14 protein-coding genes, 1 tRNA gene and 1 pseudogene are annotated in these 22717 nt (G+C 44.0%); all 16 read right to left on the minus strand.

The genetic code is table 11. The features are described 5' to 3' along the window. Nucleotides 1–45: 45 nt before the first annotated feature. The 16 genes and pseudogenes from ACH19P_RS10255 to ACH19P_RS10330 all read right to left on the minus strand — a co-directional run bounded on the left by ACH19P_RS10255 (nt 46) and on the right by ACH19P_RS10330 (nt 22676). A complete protein-coding gene (locus ACH19P_RS10255) occupies nt 46–573 on the minus strand; it encodes a cell division protein ZapC domain-containing protein (protein ID WP_462158463.1) in 528 nt (175 codons plus the stop codon). A 135-nt stretch (nt 574–708) separates the two neighbouring features. Beyond that, a complete protein-coding gene (gene pyrD / locus ACH19P_RS10260; RefSeq protein WP_462158464.1) occupies nt 709–1719 on the minus strand; it encodes a quinone-dependent dihydroorotate dehydrogenase in 1011 nt (336 codons plus the stop codon). A gap of 88 nt (nt 1720–1807) precedes the next feature. Next, a complete protein-coding gene (locus tag ACH19P_RS10265) occupies nt 1808–6646 on the minus strand; it encodes an NAD-glutamate dehydrogenase (protein WP_462158465.1) in 4839 nt (1612 codons plus the stop codon). A gap of 197 nt (nt 6647–6843) precedes the next feature. Then, nucleotides 6844–9163: pseudogene (locus ACH19P_RS10270) on the minus strand (efflux RND transporter permease subunit). 2 nt (nt 9164–9165) lie between these two features. Further along, entirely contained in the window at nt 9166–10161 is a 996-nt protein-coding gene (locus ACH19P_RS10275) for a WD40/YVTN/BNR-like repeat-containing protein (protein WP_462158466.1), read from the minus strand. 73 nt (nt 10162–10234) lie between these two features. Further along, complete coding sequence (locus tag ACH19P_RS10280) at nt 10235–11602, minus strand: DUF1329 domain-containing protein (RefSeq protein ID WP_462158467.1); 1368 nt, start codon at nt 11600–11602, stop codon at nt 10235–10237. A gap of 12 nt (nt 11603–11614) precedes the next feature. Beyond that, nucleotides 11615–13711, minus strand: a complete 2097-nt coding sequence (locus tag ACH19P_RS10285; protein ID WP_462158468.1) for a DUF1302 domain-containing protein — start codon at nt 13709–13711, stop codon at nt 11615–11617. 241 nt (nt 13712–13952) lie between these two features. Beyond that, nucleotides 13953–14177 (minus strand): DUF2835 domain-containing protein, encoded by a 225-nt coding sequence (locus ACH19P_RS10290; RefSeq protein ID WP_462158469.1) that lies wholly within the window; start codon nt 14175–14177, stop codon nt 13953–13955. Continuing rightward, complete coding sequence (gene pepN, locus ACH19P_RS10295) at nt 14177–16792, minus strand: aminopeptidase N (RefSeq protein ID WP_462158470.1); 2616 nt, start codon at nt 16790–16792, stop codon at nt 14177–14179. Before pepN ends, ACH19P_RS10290 begins: the two co-directional genes overlap by 1 nt. A gap of 50 nt (nt 16793–16842) precedes the next feature. Continuing rightward, entirely contained in the window at nt 16843–18318 is a 1476-nt protein-coding gene (gene nhaC, locus ACH19P_RS10300) for a Na+/H+ antiporter NhaC (protein WP_462158471.1), read from the minus strand. Between the two features lie 142 nt (nt 18319–18460). Further along, complete coding sequence (prc, locus tag ACH19P_RS10305) at nt 18461–20494, minus strand: carboxy terminal-processing peptidase (RefSeq protein ID WP_462158472.1); 2034 nt, start codon at nt 20492–20494, stop codon at nt 18461–18463. A gap of 14 nt (nt 20495–20508) precedes the next feature. Next, nucleotides 20509–21153: an RNA chaperone ProQ gene (proQ, locus tag ACH19P_RS10310; RefSeq protein ID WP_462158473.1), complete on the minus strand. Its 645-nt coding sequence runs from the start codon at nt 21151–21153 to the stop codon at nt 20509–20511. A 14-nt stretch (nt 21154–21167) separates the two neighbouring features. Further along, the gene (locus tag ACH19P_RS10315) at nt 21168–21407 is read right to left on the minus strand and encodes a hypothetical protein (protein WP_462159342.1); all 240 of its coding nucleotides are present in this window, start codon (nt 21405–21407) and stop codon (nt 21168–21170) included. A 34-nt stretch (nt 21408–21441) separates the two neighbouring features. Further along, nucleotides 21442–21903, minus strand: a complete 462-nt coding sequence (locus ACH19P_RS10320; RefSeq protein WP_462158474.1) for a GAF domain-containing protein — start codon at nt 21901–21903, stop codon at nt 21442–21444. Nucleotides 21904–22044: 141 nt separating this feature from the next. After that, entirely contained in the window at nt 22045–22431 is a 387-nt protein-coding gene (locus tag ACH19P_RS10325) for a hypothetical protein (RefSeq protein WP_462158475.1), read from the minus strand. Nucleotides 22432–22585: 154 nt separating this feature from the next. Next, a tRNA-Ser gene (locus ACH19P_RS10330) sits at nt 22586–22676 on the minus strand. Nucleotides 22677–22717 lie beyond the last annotated feature (41 nt).

Genomic DNA, 22717 nt, shown 5'->3' on the forward strand with positions numbered 1-22717 from the left:
TCCTATCTCGTAAATTCTACGCGATTGTATCACAGCCCCTTGGTTTTAGGCGCGCTTTTGTTGCCCTTGAGCACAGAAAAGAGGTTCGATTCTATCGTTTAAAACCTTGATGACTTCAAATTGCATCAGCGACAAATTGTCATCCAAGGCAAATTGAGGTTCTAGGCACAGACAGACGCTCGAGGTTTGGTCGCAATCAACAATGAGGAACTGGCCATGTTGTACTTTTGAAGTCAATTTCACTATTGCTTCTTGGTTCACTGCGTTGCCAGTGTAGTTATTAAAAAACCAACTCTTGGCGAGCATCGGTTTGAGGTAGTGTTTTACCGCAGTAGCATTGAGTGCGATCTGACAAATCTGGGCATCGCTCCAGATAGAGAATGTACTTAAATATTGGCAAACTTGTTGATAAAAGTCGGCATCTTGAAGATTAAAGTTAGGATTAGCGAAGGCTTCATTCGTTAATTGGCGGCGTTTAAAAGGCGTAGCAAACTGCATGTCACCCATGTCGAGTAACAACACATTATGTTGTTCGCAAAATTGCCATTGCCAATATTGTTGTGCCTGTAACATCCCTTCCTCGATTTTATTATCCGCAAAGCCAGTAAATTCAACGCTTATAACTTTGGATTATAGCGGTAAGTGATCCCCTGTAAAATAAATTCTAATAATATTTTACGAGGGATCATTTCCTGAAATAGCGGATCCTTATAAGGCGTTAATGATCCGTTTTACTAAGCCTGGTCCTTCGTAAATAAAACCGGTATAAACCTGCACTAAGTCCGCGCCAGCACTGAACTTTTCTTTCGCGGCTTCACCACTGTCAATACCACCTACACCGATAATAGGAAGCTTACCTTCTGAGATGCGTTTGATCTCTTTGATCACATCCGTGGATTTTGCACGCACCGGGCGACCTGATAAACCACCAGCTTCATCTGCGTACTGTAACCCCTGAACAGCCGTTCTATCTAAGGTTGTATTAGTCGCAATAACACCGTCTATGTTGTTACTTACGAGTGATTGCGTGACCTGTTCGACTTGTACAGCATCAAGATCAGGTGCAACTTTCACCAGCATAGGCACTTGTTTATTATGTTTCGCAATTAAATCAAGTTGTTCATTTTTCAAGCTTGAGAGTAAATCATCCAATGCTTCGCCATATTGTAAATCACGTAACCCTGGCGTGTTAGGTGAAGAGATATTTACCGTGATGTATGAGGCATGCTCGAACACTTTACGCATGCAGTGGATGTAATCATCTTTGCCCTGCTCGTTCGGCGTGTCTTTGTTTTTTCCGATATTAATACCGAGTATGCCGTTATAATTCGCGGCTTTTACATTCGCGACGAGATTATCAACACCTTTGTTGTTAAATCCCATGCGGTTGATTACGGCATGTTGCTCTGGCAGTCGGAAAATACGTGGCTTATCGTTTCCAGCTTGAGGACGCGGCGTTACAGTACCCACTTCAATGAAACCAAAGCCCATTTGTGCAAACGCTTCGATACACTCAGCGTTTTTGTCCAGACCTGCAGCAAGGCCTACTGGGTTTTTAAATTCAAGACCCAAAAATTTTGTCGGTTTATTCTGAACACTTTGAGACCATGCCATCGATAGCGGCGTATTCGCATAACGACGCAAATTCTTTAACGCAAAATCGTGCGCCCACTCAGCATCTTTGGTGAACATAAAACGGCGAGCTAAATCGTAAAACATGGATTCCCCTTAAAAAAATACCCCGGCAAAAAGCCGAGGTATTCTACAGAGTTTTACTGCGTATTAACAGTAACCAAAGACAGAAGCCTTAGTTACGATGATCACAGTTATGCGCAAGCAACATTAATTCACGCAATGCAACTGAGAACTTCGCAAAGTCATGACTTTGTGACGTTTTGAACTCACTTAGCATTTGTTGCCAACGTTGTAGCAGTGCTTCGTTAGCGTTCATCCACACGTCGATTTGCGCATCAACATCTTGCTCTTTGTCATCGAAGCTGCGTAAGACAACATCAGTCAATGTACGTTGTTGCCAATCTAACTCTTCACGGTATGAAGCACGTGCTAGAGCCTGCCAGTGGTTTTGTACCGGCTGATTGGTGATTTGTGCAAGGAACCAATGCAGACCCATGCGTGCACCTAACTTGAAGTACGTGCTAGACACAAGTGATGTCGGACGCTTGCTAACTGCTGCAACTTCTGCCAAATCCATTGCCGAGAATAAGCTTGATAGTGACACAATGCGCATAGCAAGTTGCGCTGGTACACCTTTATCAGCTAATTCTTTCGCATTTTGACGTATCTGCTCACTTTCACCGCTCACCATATAATTGTGTAGGTTATCAGTGAGGTCCTTGAAGCATGGAGTGAAGTGCTCAATGCTTTGCTCGATAGACATTGCTTTGTTGCGGTGGCGCAAGAACCAACGTGTTGCACGGCGAACAGTTCGACGTAATTGATATAGCATTTCTGTTTGAACTGCTGCATCGATTTGGTTATCCAGCGCGCTGATTTCAGACCAAGTGCTTGGTAGCGCGAAGATTTCACGAGCGATGCTGTAACATAACGCGATTTCAGCATCAGTTGCCCCTGTTTCTTCATGCATACGAACCATAAAGTTCAAACCCATGTCGTTAACAATATTGTTTGCTAACTTAGTGGCGATGATCTCACTGCGCAGTGGGTGGTTATCCATTGCAGTATTAAAACGCTCACGCAAAGGTACTGGGAACGACTGCACTAGCAGCTGGCGGTAGTATGGATTCGTCGATACTTCGTCAGTCACAAGTGTCTCTTTAAGCACCATCTTCGCATATGAAACAAGTACTGATAACTCTGGACGAGTTAAATCTTTACCCGCTGCTGCTCTGTCTGCTAATTCTTCATCGCTTGGTAAGAATTCGATAACTCGGTCAAGCTTACCGTCTTTCTCAAGTGCGTGAATAAAACGGATCTTCTCTTTTAGCGTAGAGACGCCTTTGAGCTGAGTCACAGAAATTGTTTGCGTTTGACGATAGCAATCCTTTAACACTAACTCCGAAACTTCATCCGTCATCGAATACAGTAACTCATCGCGCTGCTTCTTAGTCAGGTCACCTTCACCCACAAGAGAGTTTAGAAGGATCTTAATGTTCACTTCATTATCAGAACACGCCACACCACCCACATTGTCGATGAAATCAGTGTTGATACGACCGCCTTTAGCAGCGAATTCGATACGACCAAGTTGAGTTGCACCTAAGTTACCACCTTCGCCGAAGATTTTAGCACCTAGTTCGCCACCGTTGATACGCAACGCATCGTTAGCGCGATCCCCTACGTCAGAATCTGTTTCTGACTTAGATTTAATGTAGGTACCGATACCCCCGTTCCAAAGTAGGTCAACAGGCATCATTAAGATTGCTTTGATCAGCTCATTTGGCGTCATTGCCGCTTTCTTCGTACCGACCATTCTCTTAATTTCTGGTGTCAGCGTGATAGATTTCGCGCTGCGGTTAAAAATACCGCCACCTTGTGATATTAATTCACTGTTGTAATCTTCCCAGCTTGAGCGTGGTAGCTCAAACATGCGCTTACGTTCTTCCCAAGACTTCGCCGCATCAGGCGTCGGGTCGATGAAGATGTGCATGTGGTTAAACGCAGCTTGAAGGCGCGTGTGTTTCGATAGCAACATACCGTTACCAAATACGTCACCCGCCATATCACCGATAGCCACTGCGGTAAAATCTGTTGTTTGACAATCAATGCCGATTTCACGGAAATGGCGCTTAACAGATTCCCAACCACCTTTAGCTGTGATACCCATTTTCTTGTGGTCATAACCGATTGAGCCACCCGATGCGAAAGCGTCCCCTAGCCAGAAGCCATATTCTTGAGCAATGCCATTGGCAATGTCTGAGAACGTTGCAGTACCTTTATCGGCCGCAACAACGAGATATGGGTCGTCCTCATCGTGACGAGTAACATTAACTGGCGCTACGATTTCACCGTGAACAATGTTATCTGTGATATCGAGTAGACCACGGATGAAGATCTTGTAGCATTCTTGTCCTTCTTTGAAGAAGGCTTCACGCTCTGTAGGAAGCTGTTTACAAACAAAGCCACCTTTTGAGCCCACTGGCACGATTACAGTGTTCTTAACCTGTTGTGCTTTAACAAGACCCAGTACTTCAGTACGGAAGTCTTCACGACGGTCAGACCAACGTAAGCCACCACGAGCAACCTTACCACCACGTAGGTGCACACCTTCTACGCGTGGTGAATACACAAAGATTTCAAATGCAGGTAAAGGCAGTGGTACATCTGGGATTAAGCTTGGTTTTACTTTGAAAGAGATGTACGACTTGAACAAGCCATCTTCTGCTTTTTGATAATAGTTAGTACGTAACGTCGCGTTGATCATGTCAACGTACAAACGGATGATACGGTCGTCATCGAGGTTTGCTACATTTTCAAGCGCTTCATACACCTGAGCAACGAGCTTTTCTAACGCTTTATCTGTACCAGGACTCTTAACCGAAAATTTCTTAGCGAATAATTTCACGATTTGCGAGGCAATCGCTGGGTAATTAGCAAACGTGCTTTCAATGTAGCTTTGCGAGAAAGTCACGCCGATTTGGCGCATGTATTTAGCGTACGCACGTAAAATTGATGCTTCGCGACCGGTTAAACCGCCCATCAGTACAAGACGGTTGAAACCATCGTCTTCTAAACGGTTGTTCCACACATCTGTAAGCGCTTTTTGAAAACGCGCCGATACCTTATCGAAATCAGCAATCTCTTTGTTGTTTAGCAACATAGAGAAATCCATGATCCAATTTACTCGACCGTCCGAAGTTTTCACTGCATACGGTGTTTCACCGATTACACGCAAGCCGAAGTTTTCTAGCATCGGCATTACGTCTGAAAGGTGGATTGGCTCGTCTTTATGGAATAAAGATAAACGAACGATGTTCGAGTTAGCTTCTTCTTGTGGACGGTAGAACAACATTTCTAGCTTGTTCTCGTCGTCCAACAGTTCAAGCTTTTCAATATCAACAACCGCAGCACTTGGTAGTACTTGGTCTTTGTATGCGCTCGCGAACGCATTCGCGTATTTGCGGTTTAATTCGTTACCGCGAGCTTCGCCATTATTCGCAAGAAGTGCTGATTGAAGCTTGTCTTCCCATGTACGGGCCGCTTCAATTAAATTATTTTCGATTTCTTTCACGTCGTAATCTACGTTGTCTTCTTGCACACGCACGATGTAATGTGTACGTGCAAGATTTGATTCTGAGAAGTAAGTGGTGAAGGCTACTTTTTCATTCGAGCCCAATGCATCACCCAGTAATTGCTGTGTTTCACGGCGAAGTGCTGTGTTGTAACGCTCACGCGGTACGTACACCATGCACGAGAAGAAACGGCCATACGTATCTTTTCGTACGAACAAACGACACATATCGCGTTCTTGAATGTGCAATACACCCATAGCAACATCGAGCAGTTCACTTTCACGCGCTTGCACGAGTTCGTCACGCGGATAGGTTTCTAAAATATTGAGAACCGCTTTATACGCGTGTGTACCAGCTGCAAAATCACTCATGTCTAATACACGACGGATTTTAGACTTCAATACAGGAACGTCTGCGGCACTGTTATTGTAGAAGCTTGAAGAAAACAAACCGATAAAGCGGTCTTCACCTACTACGTTTCCGTCTTTGTCAAAACGCTTGATACCGATATAGTCGGTATGCGCAGGACGGTGAACACGCGATACTGAATTTGTTTTCGTTAATACCAACAGGTTATTACTGCGCGCTTCTTTGCGGGCAATCTCTGGCATATCTGAAAGTAAACGTACCTGCTCTTCATCAGAGTTTTTCATCAGACCTAAACTGGTGCCTTTGACACCTTTAAGCTGGTGGTCACCTTTTACGGGCGTCAGCTCATATTGGCGATAACCCATGAAGGTAAAGTTGTCACCGGCAAGCCATTCTAAAAACTCGATTGTTTCTTGCAGCTCTACCTTGTCAACCTTACTCGGACGCTTTGGCAACTCTTTAATGACATCAAGTAGCTTGCCGCGAATTGGTTGCCAATCTTCAACTGCAAGAGACACGTCATTAAGGACGGATTCTAATTCAGCTTTGAACGCATTAATTTCTGCTTCGTCCGTTTGGCGGTCGATTTCGATAAAGAACACGGTTTTAGTCGACGAAGATTCTTGCTCTGCTTTCAAGTTTGAAAGATTGATAATTGCACCTTTATCATCGCGCTGAATTTTCAGTGGCGAGTGCAATAAGAGATGTGAAGCGATGTTTGCACGGTTTAGCGACATGCGAACCGAATCCACCAAGAACGGCATGTCTTTAGCAATGATTTCTACGATGGTGTGAGAGGATTGCCAACCGTGTTTTGCTACTTCGGGATTAATTACACGGATAACAGCGTCATCGGTTTGGTTCGCTTCTAACGAATTCCAAAGACTGAGTGCTGCTCCGTAAAGGTCACTATCATTTCTGTGTGCAAGGTCTTCAGCCGACATATTGCTGTAAAGCGCATGGGCGAACTTATCGACCAGTGACACCTTATCTGCTTGAACTTTGCTTTTAATAAGCTTGCTGACGTTATTCAGAATAACGCTAGCGTGACCGTCATTTTGTGTCATTGTGTGTTCCTTAATCTATACCGCCTTGTGAACGGGTGACTGAATAGCGTGGAGTCAGGTAAATTCTAACGCTTTTACAGCTAATAAAAAGCCTTTTTCATCAAATCAGACCAATGATTTCAGCATGTTGGCATTCTATTCACAAAATATAGATAGAAATGGCCCGTTAGGGCCATTTCTGTACACAAGTATTCACATTATTTTTTCTGGTCAGACCAGAGAAAGGCGCTAATTGCAGGAATTAGGACAACGGCACCGATCATATTTACTAAGAACATGAAGGTTAAAAGGATGCCCATATCAGCTTGGAATTTTAGCGCTGAGAAAATCCAGGTGCTGACTCCCACCGCTAAAGTGATACCAGTAAACAACACAGCACTGCCTCGTTCGACGAGTGCATTTCGATATGCAGCGCTCAAAGTCAAACCTTGATTAAGCTGGATCATCTTAGAAGAAAGAATGTAAATACCGTAATCGACCCCGATACCGACCCCAAGCGCGATAACAGGTAAGGTGGAAACGGTCAGACCGATTTCTAAGCCAACCATCAAAGCCTGTGCGAGTGTCGATACAACATACAAGGGTAATACAACCGCTATGGTTGCGCGCAAAGAACGGAAACTCAATAAGCATAGGATAATCACGGCACCATATACGTAAATCATCATCGGCGTTTGCGCTTCAGATACTGATTCATTGGTCGCTGCCATGACCCCGATCGGGCCAGATGCCAAACGGAACGCTATTTTATCATTACCAAATTCGTCGCCGAACTCTTTCACTGCCGCAACAACCTGATCAATGCTTTGCGCTTTATGATCTTCCATAAAGATGATAACAGGCATAACTGAACAATCACCGTTTAACAAACCTGAGCTGGTCTCTACACGAGAGGTTGCTTGCACCAGTGATGACGTATTACGCGGAATCGTCTGCCATTTTAAGTTGCCTTCGTTGTAACCGGCATTGACTGCTTGAGCGACACTTGCAAGTGAAACGCTACTTTGTACACCGGGCACATTGTCAATGCGCCACTGGAATTGTCTGATTCGTTCCATCACATCGTGTTCTGTACACGCCGCTGGATACGCCTCAACAATTACCTTAAGAATATCAACCGAGATGGCATAGCGATTCTGAAATTAAGAAGGTATCTTGGTTATACACAGCGTCTTCATGAAGCGCGGGAGCACCTGCATGTAAATCGCCAATGTGCATTTTCTGTGATTGCCAAAAACCAAATGCAAAGAGCGCTGCAGTAAGAACAAGAACTATGGTCGCATTCTTTCTGTCTGTAAGTGACACAAGGAACTCGCGTACAACGAATAATGAATCTTTCTTCTTATTATCCGCAGTCATTACATGCATGCCTTTACCGTCAAGGTAAGATGCAATAACAGGCAGTAACACTAGGTTAGTAAAGATGATAACTGCCACACCTAAACTGGCGGTGATCGCGAGTTCACGGATGATGCCGATATCTATCGCGAGTAACGTCATAAAGCCAACGGTATCAGACAATAGCGCAATGCCGCCTGGTATCATCAATGCTTTGAAACTAGACTCAGCAGCGGTTTTCGTATCAGAACCAAGTTGTACTTTTTTGGCGATGTCATTAATCATTTGCACGCCATGGCTCACACCTATCGCGAACACTAGGAACGGCACTAAAATGGACATTGGGTCGAGACCAAAACCTAAAGAAGCCAATAAGCCCAACTGCCACACAACAGCAATGAATGAACAAACGATAGGAAGTAAGGTCAATTTAAAGTTGCGACAGAACAACCACACCATAATAAAGGTGATCGCAATCGCTATAGCAAAGAACACCACCACATCTTTTGCACCATCAGCGATATCACCTGCCATTTTGGCAAAACCGATGATATGAATACTGACATTGTCGGTGCTTAAGTCACTGCGAATTTTTGTTTCCAGTTGTTCAGCAATCGAAAGTGTATCGAGTTTTTCGCCAGTTTGAGGATCAAACTCCATCAACTGAGCACTCACCATCGCACATGAGTAATCTGACGCAATCATACGCCCTACTACCTTGGCTTTTTCGATATTTTCTTTAACCTTGGCCAAACCTTGGCTATTAGCAGTAAAGTTGGCCGGGATAATCGGGCCACCACTAAAACCGTCTTCAACAACCTCAACAAAACGCGCGCTAGGCGAGTAAATAGAGTTAACGAGTGTTCGGTTTACACCAGGGATGAAATAAAGTTGGTCGTGTACAGATTTCAGCTGCGTGAAGAATTCTTCATTAAAGATATCGCCATTCGCATCGCACACTGAAATCAGAATACCGTTAGCGCCACCAAACTGAGCCTCATGCTTGGTATACACTTTCATGTATTCGTGATTCAAAGGTATGTTCTTATTAAAAGATGCATCTAATTTAAGCTTGGTTGCTTGGAAAGCGAGCGCAACCGTCGCTAACACAAATGCAAAGATCACCCACATGCGATGGCGGAATAAACTACGCTCCAATGATTCCACAATAATTTGCATGATTAATTTAACTCCTTGCTTTTAATACCGGCTTCTGTGGCCAAAATAAGTTGGCCATTAAACTCTACACCATTAAGAATGGCCTTACCGTCACTCAATTGCTCGCTGTGAAGCGTCAGCGAGTTGATATCGGCTAAATGGTAAATAACAGCTGAGTTACCAAAGATATATAGACCATTATTTTGGGTTGTCATAATGCCATTCATGGTTGCTTCTTGCTCTGTTTCTAGCTGTTGCCAACCTGCGTCTTCAGAATATACGAAGGCATTACCGCGTAAACCAACTACGACGATATTGTCTTGAAACTGTGCAACATCAAAAAAAGAACCAGGATAGATTTCTTCATCGCGCTGCCACGTTTCACCGTTGTCACTACTGTGAGCAATGAGACCCATTTCACCAGCGATGTATAAGCCTTTTGACGTCGCTACAATGCGATTAAAGTGTGGCAAAATCGATGCGCTTTCTATTGCAAAACCTTCGGGATCATTCTCTTTTAAATCCATAAGGTACTCACGGTCTTCTTCAAATAATAGACTGTCTAAAAAACGCTTTTCCCAGCTTTTTCCACCATCTTTGGTTTGCAAATACATGCCATAGGCACCAACAGCAACGCCATTATTAGCGTCAAAGAAAGTCACATCAAGGCAAGGTTTATCGATGTCAGGGTTAAACTGCTGTACCTGCCAGCTTTGGCCACCGTCTTGCGAATTTAAAATTGTTGCGTCGTGACCACAGGCCCAACCGTTTTTGTTATCTATGAAATAGACAGCAGTCAACAAAATGTCCACCGGCGAATTAGCCTGTTGCCATTGCTGGCCATCTTGAGAGAAAACGATAGTGCCGTGTTGACCCACAGCAATAACTTTGTCTTTTGTTGCTGTGATGTCAGTAAATAGCGTTTGTGTTGCCTGTTCGGCCTGATACGCGGGTTGAGGCTCGACCTGAGCTACAGCCTGCAGCGACATAATCAACGTTGCCCAAAGCACGTACTTCATATTAATTAGCGCCCAAATGAAATGTTAATGAGAGAACAAGGCCCACATGTGTGGGCCTAGGTTAGTGCGAAGATTAACGGCGACCTTCGCGACGTAGTGCGTTTGATGTAAACTCGTTGTCTTGGAACGACTGTGAGAAGTCATACATCTCTGATTGGTTATCTAGACCAATGGCAAGATAACGGCGCGAGTTAAGGTCATGATAAACCTCTAGCGTCGTCCACTGCGTCGGTACTTCGTAGTAGTTTAGACCATAAGCCATGGCTACACGATATAACTGGTCACGGTTGTCATACAAGTCTGCTACTGAAATTTGCCAGCTGTCTTCGTCGATGTAGAAAACACGTTTCTTATACGTGTGGCGAGTACCTTCTTTCAGGTTTGCTTCTACCACCCATACACGGTGCTTTTCATAGCGAACGTGTTCAGGGTTTACATGACCTGGCTTAAGGATATCGTCATACTGCAAAGAGTCACTGTGTAACTTGTAGCTGTTGTAAGGGATTAACAACTCTTGCTTACCTTTAAGTTCCCAGTCATAACGGTTTGGAGAACCGTTGAACATATCGAAGTCATCGGTAGTACGTAAGTTGTCAGACGCAGTTCCTGGAGCATCATACGCTACGTTTGGTGCACGACGCACTCGACGTTGACCTGTATTGTATGTCCATGCCTGACGAGGCGTTAGAATTTGGTCCATCGTCTCGTGTACAAGCAGTGCTGTACCAGCTAGACGCGCAGGTTCGGTAACGCTTTGTTTGAACTTGAACAAGATATTTGATTCTTGAAGTTGCTCAGGTGTCGCGTCAGGATTTGAGTACTTCAGCATTAACTGTTCATCAAAACCGATTAAGTTGTATGAACCCGAAGCCGTAGGCATCGCCTGACCGCCAAAACGTGCCACCGAAAGACCACGATAGCGTAATAAGTGGTTCCAGATAGCTTCAAGACCATTCGCTGGGATTGGGAAAGGCACACCAATAGCTGTGTTCTTAATTCCGTTACCACCTTCGATCAGCTCAGCTTCAGTCGCATACTTTTTCGTCGCGTCATAATAAAACTGTGGGTATGAAGCGCTGCGTCGCGTAGGGTATACGTTCATTTTGAAAGTATCTGGGTACGCTTCGAACAGTGCAATCTGACCAGGACTCAATACATTTTTATATTGCTCAAGGTTAGACTTATCAATAGTGTACAACACCTGATCCGCAGCAAACGGGTCTGGGTGGTGCATCCCTGGCTCATAACCCGCAGGTGCTTCAGTAATACCGCCATTCCATGCTGGGATTGAACCATCTTCATTTGCCGCTTTTACAGCACCAATTGGTGTTAAATCTGCACCCAAACGTGCAGCCTGCTCCGGCGAAATCTTAGCGTTTACTGCAGTAGTAGCAAATAGGCCACAAAAGGCTGCTGCAATGAGGGTAGGTTTAGTTAACATACATGTACCCTTTTAAATTGAATATTTAATATTGAACGAAACAAAATCACGATCTGCGAAGGTATTCGTCGCGCCGCCACCCCAGAATGAATTGTAGCCAACATCAAATGACCATGTGTTTTGATAGTTGAAATTCATATTGATGCCCAATGATTTTCTGTCTTCAATAAACAGGAACATTGGATCTGGAGTAATACCATTCACATCATGTGAGAAAACAAAACGTGGTGAGAAGTTCACACCTGAGAATAAATCGTAGTAATCACCTTTAGCAATTAAACGATAACCCCATGCTGATGCAGTTGGGAACGGATTAGTCTCTGGACCATTCGATAGACCCATGTGCAATGCTGAGTAATCGTCAGACAATGGACCTTCCATGATTCCACTACGACCTGTACCTGAAACGTTTAAACGTAACTCATCGTAGGCCGGCATGTTATTGATACGCACACCACCGATCTCACCCACAACAGCCCAGCTGTCAGCACCAAGTGAAGGGCCGAACAAATGCGTTGCTGTGAACTGCAGTTGTGCAGTGTTACGAAGGATATAACCTTGCGCCGTTTCACCTGGACCAACAACTGAAATATCATCACCCTGGCTCATTTGCGAAATACCAGCAAAATCTGGACGTATACCCGCAACAGCTAGTTGCTCAGGCATACCTGCATAAAGCAGCTCAACATCATCGATTTGGAATGGCTCATCTTCGCGGAAAGCAAATTCACCAGCAAACGCTGTTTCACCTAACGACGTGTTGAAGCTCAAACCGTATAGCTTGATGTCTTCTGGGTAAGCTAAAACTGCTTTTGTAAATGCGCCAAGATCGTTGACATTGTCACTGTTAATTTCAGTAGTCATGATCATTTGCAAATCTTGCGCGATGCTAGCTTGAGTAAAATCAGAGACTTGACCAGAAATCACTGGGCGACGACTGTGGTAGTTAATGTAATATGCTGCCACTTCCGTGTCGTTAAGTTCTGGTAGGAACATACCCAAACGAAGACCGTACTGACCGCCATCATCTGGCTCAGCTTTACCACGATCACCCTTGCCTTTTAGAGCAACTTTCGTTGGGTATGCCAAGTACATATTAGCGAGTAATTGCTGGCCAGCGGCTGAGTTCGGGTCGATACCCTGCGCCGCGGCAGCTGCCTGCCAATTAGCGCCTAAGTTATTTAAACTGTCTGTTAAGAAAGCTAAATCGATATCAGGGTTTGATGTAAAGCCTAACTGAACATTTTGGTTGAAACCGTTTTCTGACGCAAAATCGTTGGTCGAGAAATAACTACCAGTCGCTGGAAGACGGGTTTCATGCCATTCATACTGATAAAAACCTTCTAGGTAAATATTTTCAGTAATACCTAATGAAGCCCATAACATGCCAACTGGGATGAACGCTTCTTTCAGTTCAGCGCCAGGTGCCTTTAGACGGTCAATATCAACAGGGTTTACGTTGATACCATGAGAAATTAAGGTACTCTCACCCCAGTTTACCACTTGCTGGCCTAGTCGCACTGACAACGGATTCATACCATCGTTGAAATCAAAGTCAGCCCACACGAATGCGTCTAATAAACGGAAATCAGCACACACCTGCACTTTAGTTTCATCGTAATCACAAGGGTCGACATATTCACCTGACACTGGGTTGGTGTAAGCATAATCACCATCCATCAAAGCGAAGTCATAGAAATACATGAAACGGCTGAAGAAACCATAAGAGTCGCCTGTGATAGCAAGCTCATGTGTTCCTTTTAGAAGTTGCGAGAAGGTATCACCCTTATCGAAATTCAAGTTACCTGCATCGCCGTTGTTTGAGTATGCGCCCGGTTGGCTCCAAACATCAGTCGATGAATAAATTGGGTTTAGTGCAGAGTTGTAGCCTGTCCAGTCAAAACGTGGGTGGTTACTCTTGCCGATGTATTTATCAAAATCACGGTTTTCTGTACGAATGCTTTGACCGTATGAAAACGTTGAGTCAAAGTTAACGTCAAAGTTACCAACCGTAAAATTAGCACTGTGTGCTGCGCTACTCATGCCTAACATCGCTGCGCCGATGCTGAGCGCAAGTCGATGCTTAGCAAATAGTGGCTGTCTTATCATTGTTGCTTCCCCCTTCGCGCGGGTAATTTTTAGATCAAGTTATTGTTTTTAGTGTAGTCTTGTACATAAGAAAGGATACGCTAAATTTACAAACAGTCCACATTAAAGCCTTGTTTGTCGCGTCTATTTTCCTTTTTATGCGCTAATGGTATGACATCCTACCACTATTTTTATACATGACAATAACGTTCGCGACAAATGCAATTTACATCTGTGTAGATTTAGCAAAATTTATGAAAGGTTATATTCGCTCCAAACTAACGAATTTATTGTTGTCATCTAGGGCAAGTCTGAATCGCCCACGGATACCTATGCTGGACATGTAAGGCAGAATCTTGGTCGCTGGAAAGCGGATTGTCAGTCCTGCATCATCAATTACTTGTATAGCAGAGACTCGGCCTTTGTAGTAGGCCAAGCACTGCTCATACGTTAAGTGCAAACTAAAATAAAAATAGTGAACATTCATCAAGCTAATGCTTTATCAACCTTTTCGAATAGATCTTTACTTAAGTTTGGTAATGATTGTAGACGTCGTAACTGCGCCTTCATCAGAGTTTGACGGGGTGTGTCATAGCGTTTCCAAGCCAGTAAAGGAGTAATTAAACGTGACGCTGTTTGTGGATTTATCTCGTTTAGTTTTACCAGCGCATCTCCTAGTACTTGATATCCCTCGCCACTTTGATGGTGGAATACTGCGGGGTTACTCATTGTCAAAGGCCCTAATAACGCGCGAACTCGATTAGGATTGTTCCAACTAAAATGAGCATGCTCATAGTGTTCGGTAATGGCGTTAAGCGCTTGGTCACCTTGCTTCAACGCCTGCAAATTAAACCATTTATCCATAACAAGTACGTCGTCTTGCCAACGCTGCTCAAATGCATTTAATTGCGTGAGCGCTTCGTCATGTTGCGCACACACCATCGCTTTCAGCGCGCCTAATGCCGTAGTCATAGACCCCTTTTGTGCTTGTGACACGATGTAATCGCTCGCTGTGTTAGTCTTAGCAAGGTAGTACATAGCAACATTCAAGAGCGCACGAATAGCGGCGCTTTGATGGTTTTGTTGCTTATCGTCCGCAAACGTTTCTATAACATGGAGCAGCGCTTTCTCTAAGGATGTTGCTATCTGCACCTCAAAGACTTGAGTAACCGCTATTAGGTCATCCATAGGAATCTGTGAAAAACGCGCGCTTAGTGTGTCGAAACTTGGGAGAGTAAGTAACTCAGCAACAAGGGCAAGGTCTTGCTCTTCCCCCTTTACGGCACTATTTACTATACTGTGCAGAGTCTCAATAACACTTGCGGGTAAAGTCGGTTCTTCACTTTGATTTGATATCGCTTGTACAATACAATCGGTCAACGCGCTTTGTTGTGCGTCCCAACGACTAAACTCACTACTGGCGTGCTTAACGATATGTAGCTGTTCTGATAAAGGCTGTTCAAACTCAACCTTAACCGGCGCAGAAAAGTCTTCAAAAACCACTGCCACAGGCTTACTGACAATCCCTTCAAACGTAAAGGTTTGAGTGGACTCGCTTAACTGCAATACTTTTGATACTGACTGCCCTTCAATTATCAGTGATACGGGTTCACCTTGATCATTGAGCAATTCAATGGCAACGGGAATAACCAGGTTTTCTTTGTTGGTTTGGTCGCCGCTTGGCGTGTGCACCTGTGTCAATGTCAATGAGTATGTCTGCGCTTCGCTGTTGTACTTTTGTGCAACTTGCACCACAGGTGTACCTGATTGACTGTACCATTTTGCAAAGTGCTTTAAGTCGATTGCATTGGCATCTGCCATCGCGCTGACGAAATCATCACAGGTAACAGCTTGACCATCATGTCGTTGAAAATACAGCTTCATTCCCAACTGGAAACCCTCCTCACCCAATAAAGTGTGTAACATACGGATGACCTCAGCCCCCTTGTCATACACAGTTACTGTGTAGAAGTTATTCATTTCTATCACTTTTTCTGGGCGGATTGGATGCGCCATTGGCCCTGCGTCTTCCGCAAACTGATGAGTTCGCATCACTTTAACCGCATCAATCCGGTTCAAAGCACGGGAACCTAAATCACTACTGAACTCTTGGTCTCTAAAAACCGTCAACCCTTCTTTTAAAGATAACTGGAACCAATCGCGACACGTTACACGGTTACCCGTCCAGTTGTGGAAATATTCATGGCCAACAATTGATTCAATAAGATGAAAATCGCGGTCTGTCGAAGTTTCTTCGTTAGCCAACACACATTTAGAATTAAAGATGTTCAAGCCTTTATTTTCCATCGCCCCCATGTTGAAGAAATCAACAGCGACGATCATATACACATCAAGATCGTATTCCAGTTCGAACCGCTGTTCGTCCCATTTCATCGCATTAATCAAAGAGGCCATGGCATGAGGCGCTTTAGACAAATTCCCTTTATCGACATAGAGCTCTAGTGCAACTTTGCGTCCCGACATCGTCGTATAATCATCACGTAAAACGTCGAAGTCTCCAGCGACTAATGCGAATAAGTAACTTGGTTTTTTAAATGGGTCTTGCCAAACAGCGTAGTGCTTACCATTTTCTAATTCGCCTTGTTCTATTTTGTTACCGTTAGACAACAAATGCGGGAATTGCGCTTGGTCTGCAATAATTGTCACGGTATAGCTTGCCATTACATCTGGGCGGTCTAAGAAATAAGTTATCTTTCTGAAGCCCTGCGCTTCACACTGAGTACAATAGGCACCGTCAGATAGATACAAGCCTTCTAACGAGGTGTTTGTTTGTGGTGAGCAATGAGTGGTGATTTCTATTTCAAACGAATCACTGGGCAAGTCGGAAATGATGAGTTGCTGAGCAACTTCTTTATAAGCAAGATGTTGTAGACCGTTGATAACAACACTTTGCAATTCTAAATTGATACCATCGAGTACCAACTCTTTACTTGGATTATCTGGGTTGTGAGAAACCTTTGAGCTAGCAACGACTTTGGTTTTAAGTGGGTCTAAATCAATATTCAGTGCCACAGATTCAATAAAAAAAGCCGGTGGTAAGTAGTCGCTGAGGTATTGCGCTGTTGGCTGGTTGGAGTTCATAAACTTACAGTCTCCTGAGGTAGCAAGGGCATCAAATGATGCCCTTAATATTAATCGCTTTGTTTTGCCTGAACTTCAGGCTGAAGATGCTTAGGCTCGATACGTAAAATTTTGATACCCAGATAAGCATAAATAACGGCCAATATAGGGTTAATTAAATTAAAGAAGGCGTATATAGCATAATCAAATGGGTTTATTAAAAGTACGCTCTGCATATAAGCACCGCAAGTGTTCCAAGGGATCAGCGGACTTGTAATTGTGCCACCGTCTTCAAGCGTGCGAGACAAGTTGACAGGTTTCAAGCCACGTTTCTTATATTCTTCCTTAAACATTCGCCCGGGGACGACAATAGCGATGTATTGATCCGCAGCAACTAGGTTTGTACCAATACATGTACCAATTGTCGCCGCTATTAATGAGCCGGTTGACTTGGCAACTTTTAAAATGCTGCGTACGAAAACATCGAGTAGACCTGTTTTCTCCATGATAGCCCCAAACATCAATGCCATCATGATTAACCATGTAGTATTGAGCATACCGGACATACCGCCACCCGATAACAAATCATCCATCTTGGCGTCACCGGTCGTGATACTAAAGCCATCAAAGAAGGTCGCCCACACCAGCTTAAAATAACCTATTAACTGACCTTGTGACATGTCAACTTGGGTCGCCAACAGATCAGTTTGGAAAATAAGCGCCCAAACCGCCCCCAACACAGCACCGATAGATATCGCTGGAAACGCGGGCATCTTACGAATAGCCAGTGTTAAAAGCACCACCAATGGTACAAGGTTTAAAATACTGATATTAAAGTTTTGCTCGAGCAATGAGACCATCGCGTCGATACTCGTTGCATCACTGCTAACCTCTGCATTGAAGCCCATAACAATGAAGATGATCACAGCAATCACAAAGCTAGGTACTGTAGTCCATAACATATGGTGGATGTGCGTAAATAAATCTGCACCAGCGACTGCTGGAGCGAGGTTGGTAGTTTCTGATAATGGACTTAATTTATCACCGAAATAGGCACCTGAAATCACCGCACCTGCAGTAACAACAGGGTCGAGTGATAGACCATTAGCGACACCTAGCAACGCCACACCAATAGTCGCTGCGGTCGTCCATGAACTGCCTATACTCATAGCCACAACACCACAAATAATACAGCTGGCAGCATAAAACCAATGCGGGTTAATTATTTGCAGACCATAGTAGATGAGCGTGGGAACAGTACCTGAGAGTAACCAAGTGCCAATTAAGGCGCCGACCATTAACAGTATAAGAATGGCACCAAGGGAAATAGTGATCCCTTTAATCATCGCTTCTTCGAGGGTTTTCCACGTGAAACCGTTTTTCAACCCGATCAAGGCTGCAGTGAACGTAGCGAATAATAGAGCAATTTGGTTAGGACCTGATGACGAATTATCACCGTACAAATACACTGCGGCACCCAAAAGACAGATTAGCACTGTTATCGGGATCATCGCATCTAAGAATTTAGCTTGTTTTGTTGTTGTCAAAATGACTCTCCTGCCCTCGCTAATTACACAACGCCGCAAGGGTTATTTTTATTATCCTGCAAAGAGTACCAGAGCCGTGAAGATTTAACAGCGTTTAAACAACAAAAAGGGCGCTAAAAGCGCCCTTTTCTCACGTATTTGATTACTTATTATTCTTAGCTAACCTACCGTGCTTAATAAAGTCTTGGGTGATAAGCGCTGCTTCTTCTAAGAAAGGATCGAAGTCCTCAAGAACCTCTGGCGCGTCATCCACTTTCGCGACTGCCTCCAAACCTAAGCGTGCTAATCGTTCATTTGTACGTTTAAGTGCCAAAGCTTCAAGCTCGTCTTTTTTCGCTAATCTATCTTTTTCATTCAGCGAAATATATTGACGATCCTTTTCCTCTTTATACGTTTTGATATCTTGCATCACGTAGTTAAATTCGGGTTCAGTCGCCACACGTTGATCATGCACTTTGTTCAAATAACTAATGGTGTCATCCAAAGTGTCAACCGTCGCGTATTTTGCGCGAGGAATGCTGTCCCAAGGTAATGCGTTGTCTTCTTGGCTTTCACCCCACTCTGCTGGGTCAATCGCCGAAGGCAGTTTGATATCAGGGATTACGCCTTTGTGCTGTGTACTGCCACCATCGATACGATAGAACTTTGCGATGGTGTACTGCACACTGCCCAACTTATTGTCGTACAAGTCGTAATTGCGACCTAAACCACGATGTTGTTGCACGGTGCCCTTGCCGAACGTTTGTTCGCCGATGATCACTGCACGACCATAATCTTGCATCGCTGCGGCAAAAATTTCTGAGGCAGATGCACTGTATCTATCAACGAGCACCGTCAATGGGCCATCATAATAAGTGACTCCGTCACTGTCTTTTTGCTCTTGTACACTGCCATTTAGAGTATGGATTTGCACGATTGGGCCTTGGTCTATAAACAAGCCCGACAGCTGATTCGCTTCGTACAAAGAGCCACCACCATTTTGGCGCAAGTCGATGATGACGCCATCGACCTTTTGTGCTTTTAACTTAACGAGCTCAGCTTTTACATCTTCAGACAAATTGTTGTAAAAGCCTGGGATCTCGATAACACCTATTTTACTCGTGAGATCTGAATAGCTAGCATCAAACACACTTGATTTTGCTGCTCTGTCTTCAAGACGTACTTTATCACGAGTTATCTCTACGATTTTAGGGCTACCGTGGTCGTCTTTACCTTTGAGGTACTGTAAACGAACAAGCGTGCCTTTAGGGCCTTTAATGAGATCCACAACGTCGTCAAGACGCCAGCCAATTACATCGACAAAATCATCTTCGCCTTGGGCCACACCAATAATACGGTCGTCTGGTTTGATCGTAGCCGTTTTATCTGCAGGACCACCAGGAACAAGAGAACGAATGACTGTGTAGTCTTCATCGTAGCTTAGTACCGCGCCGATGCCTTCTAGTTCAAGATCCATATCCATCTTGAACTGTTCTGCACGTCGTGGTGATAGATAAGAAGTGTGAGCTTCAATCGAACGAGCAAACGCGTTCATAATAATTTGGAATGCATCTTCGCTTTTCGTTTGTACTAGACGTTTTAGCGTGTACGTATAACGCTTTTCTAGTACTTCTTTAATGCCATCCCAATCTTTACCTGCGAGTTTCAATCGCAGCGCGTCATATTTAACTTTTTGACGCCACAACTCATTGAGTTCAGCTTCCGTGGACGCAAAAGGTGCATCTTCGCGTTCAAAGTAATATTTATCGTCCTTCGTAAAGTCGAACGGTTCACCTTCTAGCAAAGACAAAGAATATTCGTAACGTTCGAAGCGACGCTTCATACTTAAGTTGAACAAGTCGTAAGCGAATTCTAACTTGCCAGATTTAAGTGCGTTGTCGAACTTATCGCGGAATTGCTCGAACTGTTCAACGTCAGATGCGAGGAAAATACTGCGATTGTAATCAAGCGATTCGACATAACAATCAAACATCTGTTCTGACAATTCGTCATTAAATCGAATCGGCTTGTAGTGTGCACGGGTAAAGAGGTTTGTCACTCGCTTACTTGCCGTACTGTGTTGCGACTCTTGGTGCAACGTTGGCAAATCGGCAATGGTTACCTTATCTAATGATGCTAAGGCAGGTGTTGCAACTAACGCTGCAACAAGGGGAATGAGTGAAAACGTCTTACTCATGCACAACTCCTTTTTTAAACTAGATACAAGCTGTCTGCTTTAGTCTTAACTTGCATACCAGTCACTAACTCAACGTGAATATCTTCTTTGTTGACTTCAGTGATAGTACCGTTAACCAGTGCTTGACCTAATTTTACTTTAACTTTGGTATTAGCCTTGACCTGTTCGCTTGGTAAAGGTTCAACTTTATTGCTGCGACGTGGTTGTTCAGCAGGTGCTTTTTTGACTTTAGCGCCTTTTGGACTCGGTTTGCCACTCCCTTGAGGACGTTTTTTGTAACCCTTTGTGTCACCGTCTTTAGGACCGCGCGTTGGCTTTTTACGCTTCGCCATTTTTGCACGGCTCTGTTCAAGCGCAGTTTGAGCATGATCAACGTGCTCTTGCTCAACTTTTTCTGCTTGGTTACCGTCTAGGTCAACGCGGAATTCATTTTTAACCACCGCTTCAAGATAGCGCCAGTTAGAGGTGTATTTTCTAAGAGCTTGGCGCACTTGCGTTTTGCTGACTTTTTCATTGCCTTCAATACGCTCAGCGATATCTTTAAAGATACCGACTTTAAGTGGCTTGATGCCCTCTTTTTGTTTAAAACAGTTTGGGAATTCTTCGTAAAGAAACGCCAATACTTCGTTTATGTCTTTTAGCTTGTCTGTGGTTTCCATTTCTGAACCTTAATTTACATCTGCTCGTCTTGAGCTGAGTCGATATAGTGCTCAACCCAGTCTAGTAACTCATCGAGTTCAGCATCAATCAATGCCAAATCACCTCGAAGTTGTTCCCAAATACCTGTGATGATACTGTCGATTTGATCGCAACCTAAATCATCAGGAAGGCGTTCCCAGGCATGGTGTATAAGATCGTTGAGTCGCTCACACACCAATTCTTCTTCTCCTTCCCAATCACCTACATCTGCAATCGAAAATAAGTAATCCTGAACGCTTAGTAATCTTTCATACGATGTGCTTTTCTAAACAACGAACAAGCTGTTCAATTCCAGCCTGGTCTTGTTCGTCGAAACGGTTCAAGCTAGGGCTATCAATATCTAAAACACCAATTGCCTCGCCATTTTTCTTTACCACAACAACAATTTCCGAATTTGATGCCGCGTCACAGGCAATGTGACCAGGGAATGCATGCACATCAGATACTAGTTGCGTTTTATCTAGCGCAACCGCTGTTCCACATACGCCCTTACCAACTTCTATGCGAACACACGCTGGCTTTCCTTGGAAAGGACCAAGCACCAATTGCTGTGGTGATTCCAACAAATAAAAACCCGCCCAGTTGATGTCTTCTAACGACATGTATAACAAGGCACTGATGTTCGCTAAGTTAGCAATTAAATTGGGCTCATCGGAAATTAGCGCGTTGGCTTGTTCCGTCAAAGAGCGATAAAAATCTTCTTTGCTCATCAAATACTACTTCACATAGAATACGCAGTGTTTAAGGTACTCTTTGTGGCGCGCAAATGAAACCTTTTATCAAGAAAAAATTGGTGGGATTACATTAAATTGAGCTGGTTGCTTAAAATTAACTCAGCTCCATTAACATCTCTACGCGTGTTCGGGACTATTTCGTCTTAAACCGTACAAAAACAACCCGCTACCTAACGCTGCCATCACTGCGTTAACGACGAGTAAAAATCCCGCCCCTGCACCGAAAACATAACTAAACAGCGCACCGCCAAGCATGCCCAGTGTAAGCACGCCACTGTAATGAACTTTGTTGTACTTATGCATAAACAGATAGCCTGGGACAACAAATACAGCCATAGACAGACCAACGATATGGGCATTAGCGATAGCCGAGAGTAAAACGTTAAAGAAAATTTGTGAGCCGTTATTTTGTGCGCCTAACGCGTAATAAATGCCCAAGGTCACGCCGACAATGATTGGCGCAAGTAAGGAGTAAAATACAGCTTTTGCTAAACGATGTTTCATGACTTTATAGTTTTATTGTTATATCGACATTCAGCGTCGCAGAAAAAAAGGACACTGCCAACAGATACCTTAGTCGAATAACACAAACTAATAAAAGCGAGATACATTTATTTCGGACGTAAAAAAGGCCGCTAATTCTGCGGCCTTTTCTATTTGGCGGAGAGATAGGGATTTGAACCCTAGATACGCTATTAACGTATGCCGGTTTTCAAGACCGGTGCTTTCAACCGCTCAGCCATCTCTCCAATGCGGTTACCCAGATGACATAATCACCCAAGTGTAATTT

Source organism: Pseudoalteromonas sp. GB56, assembly GCF_054923835.1.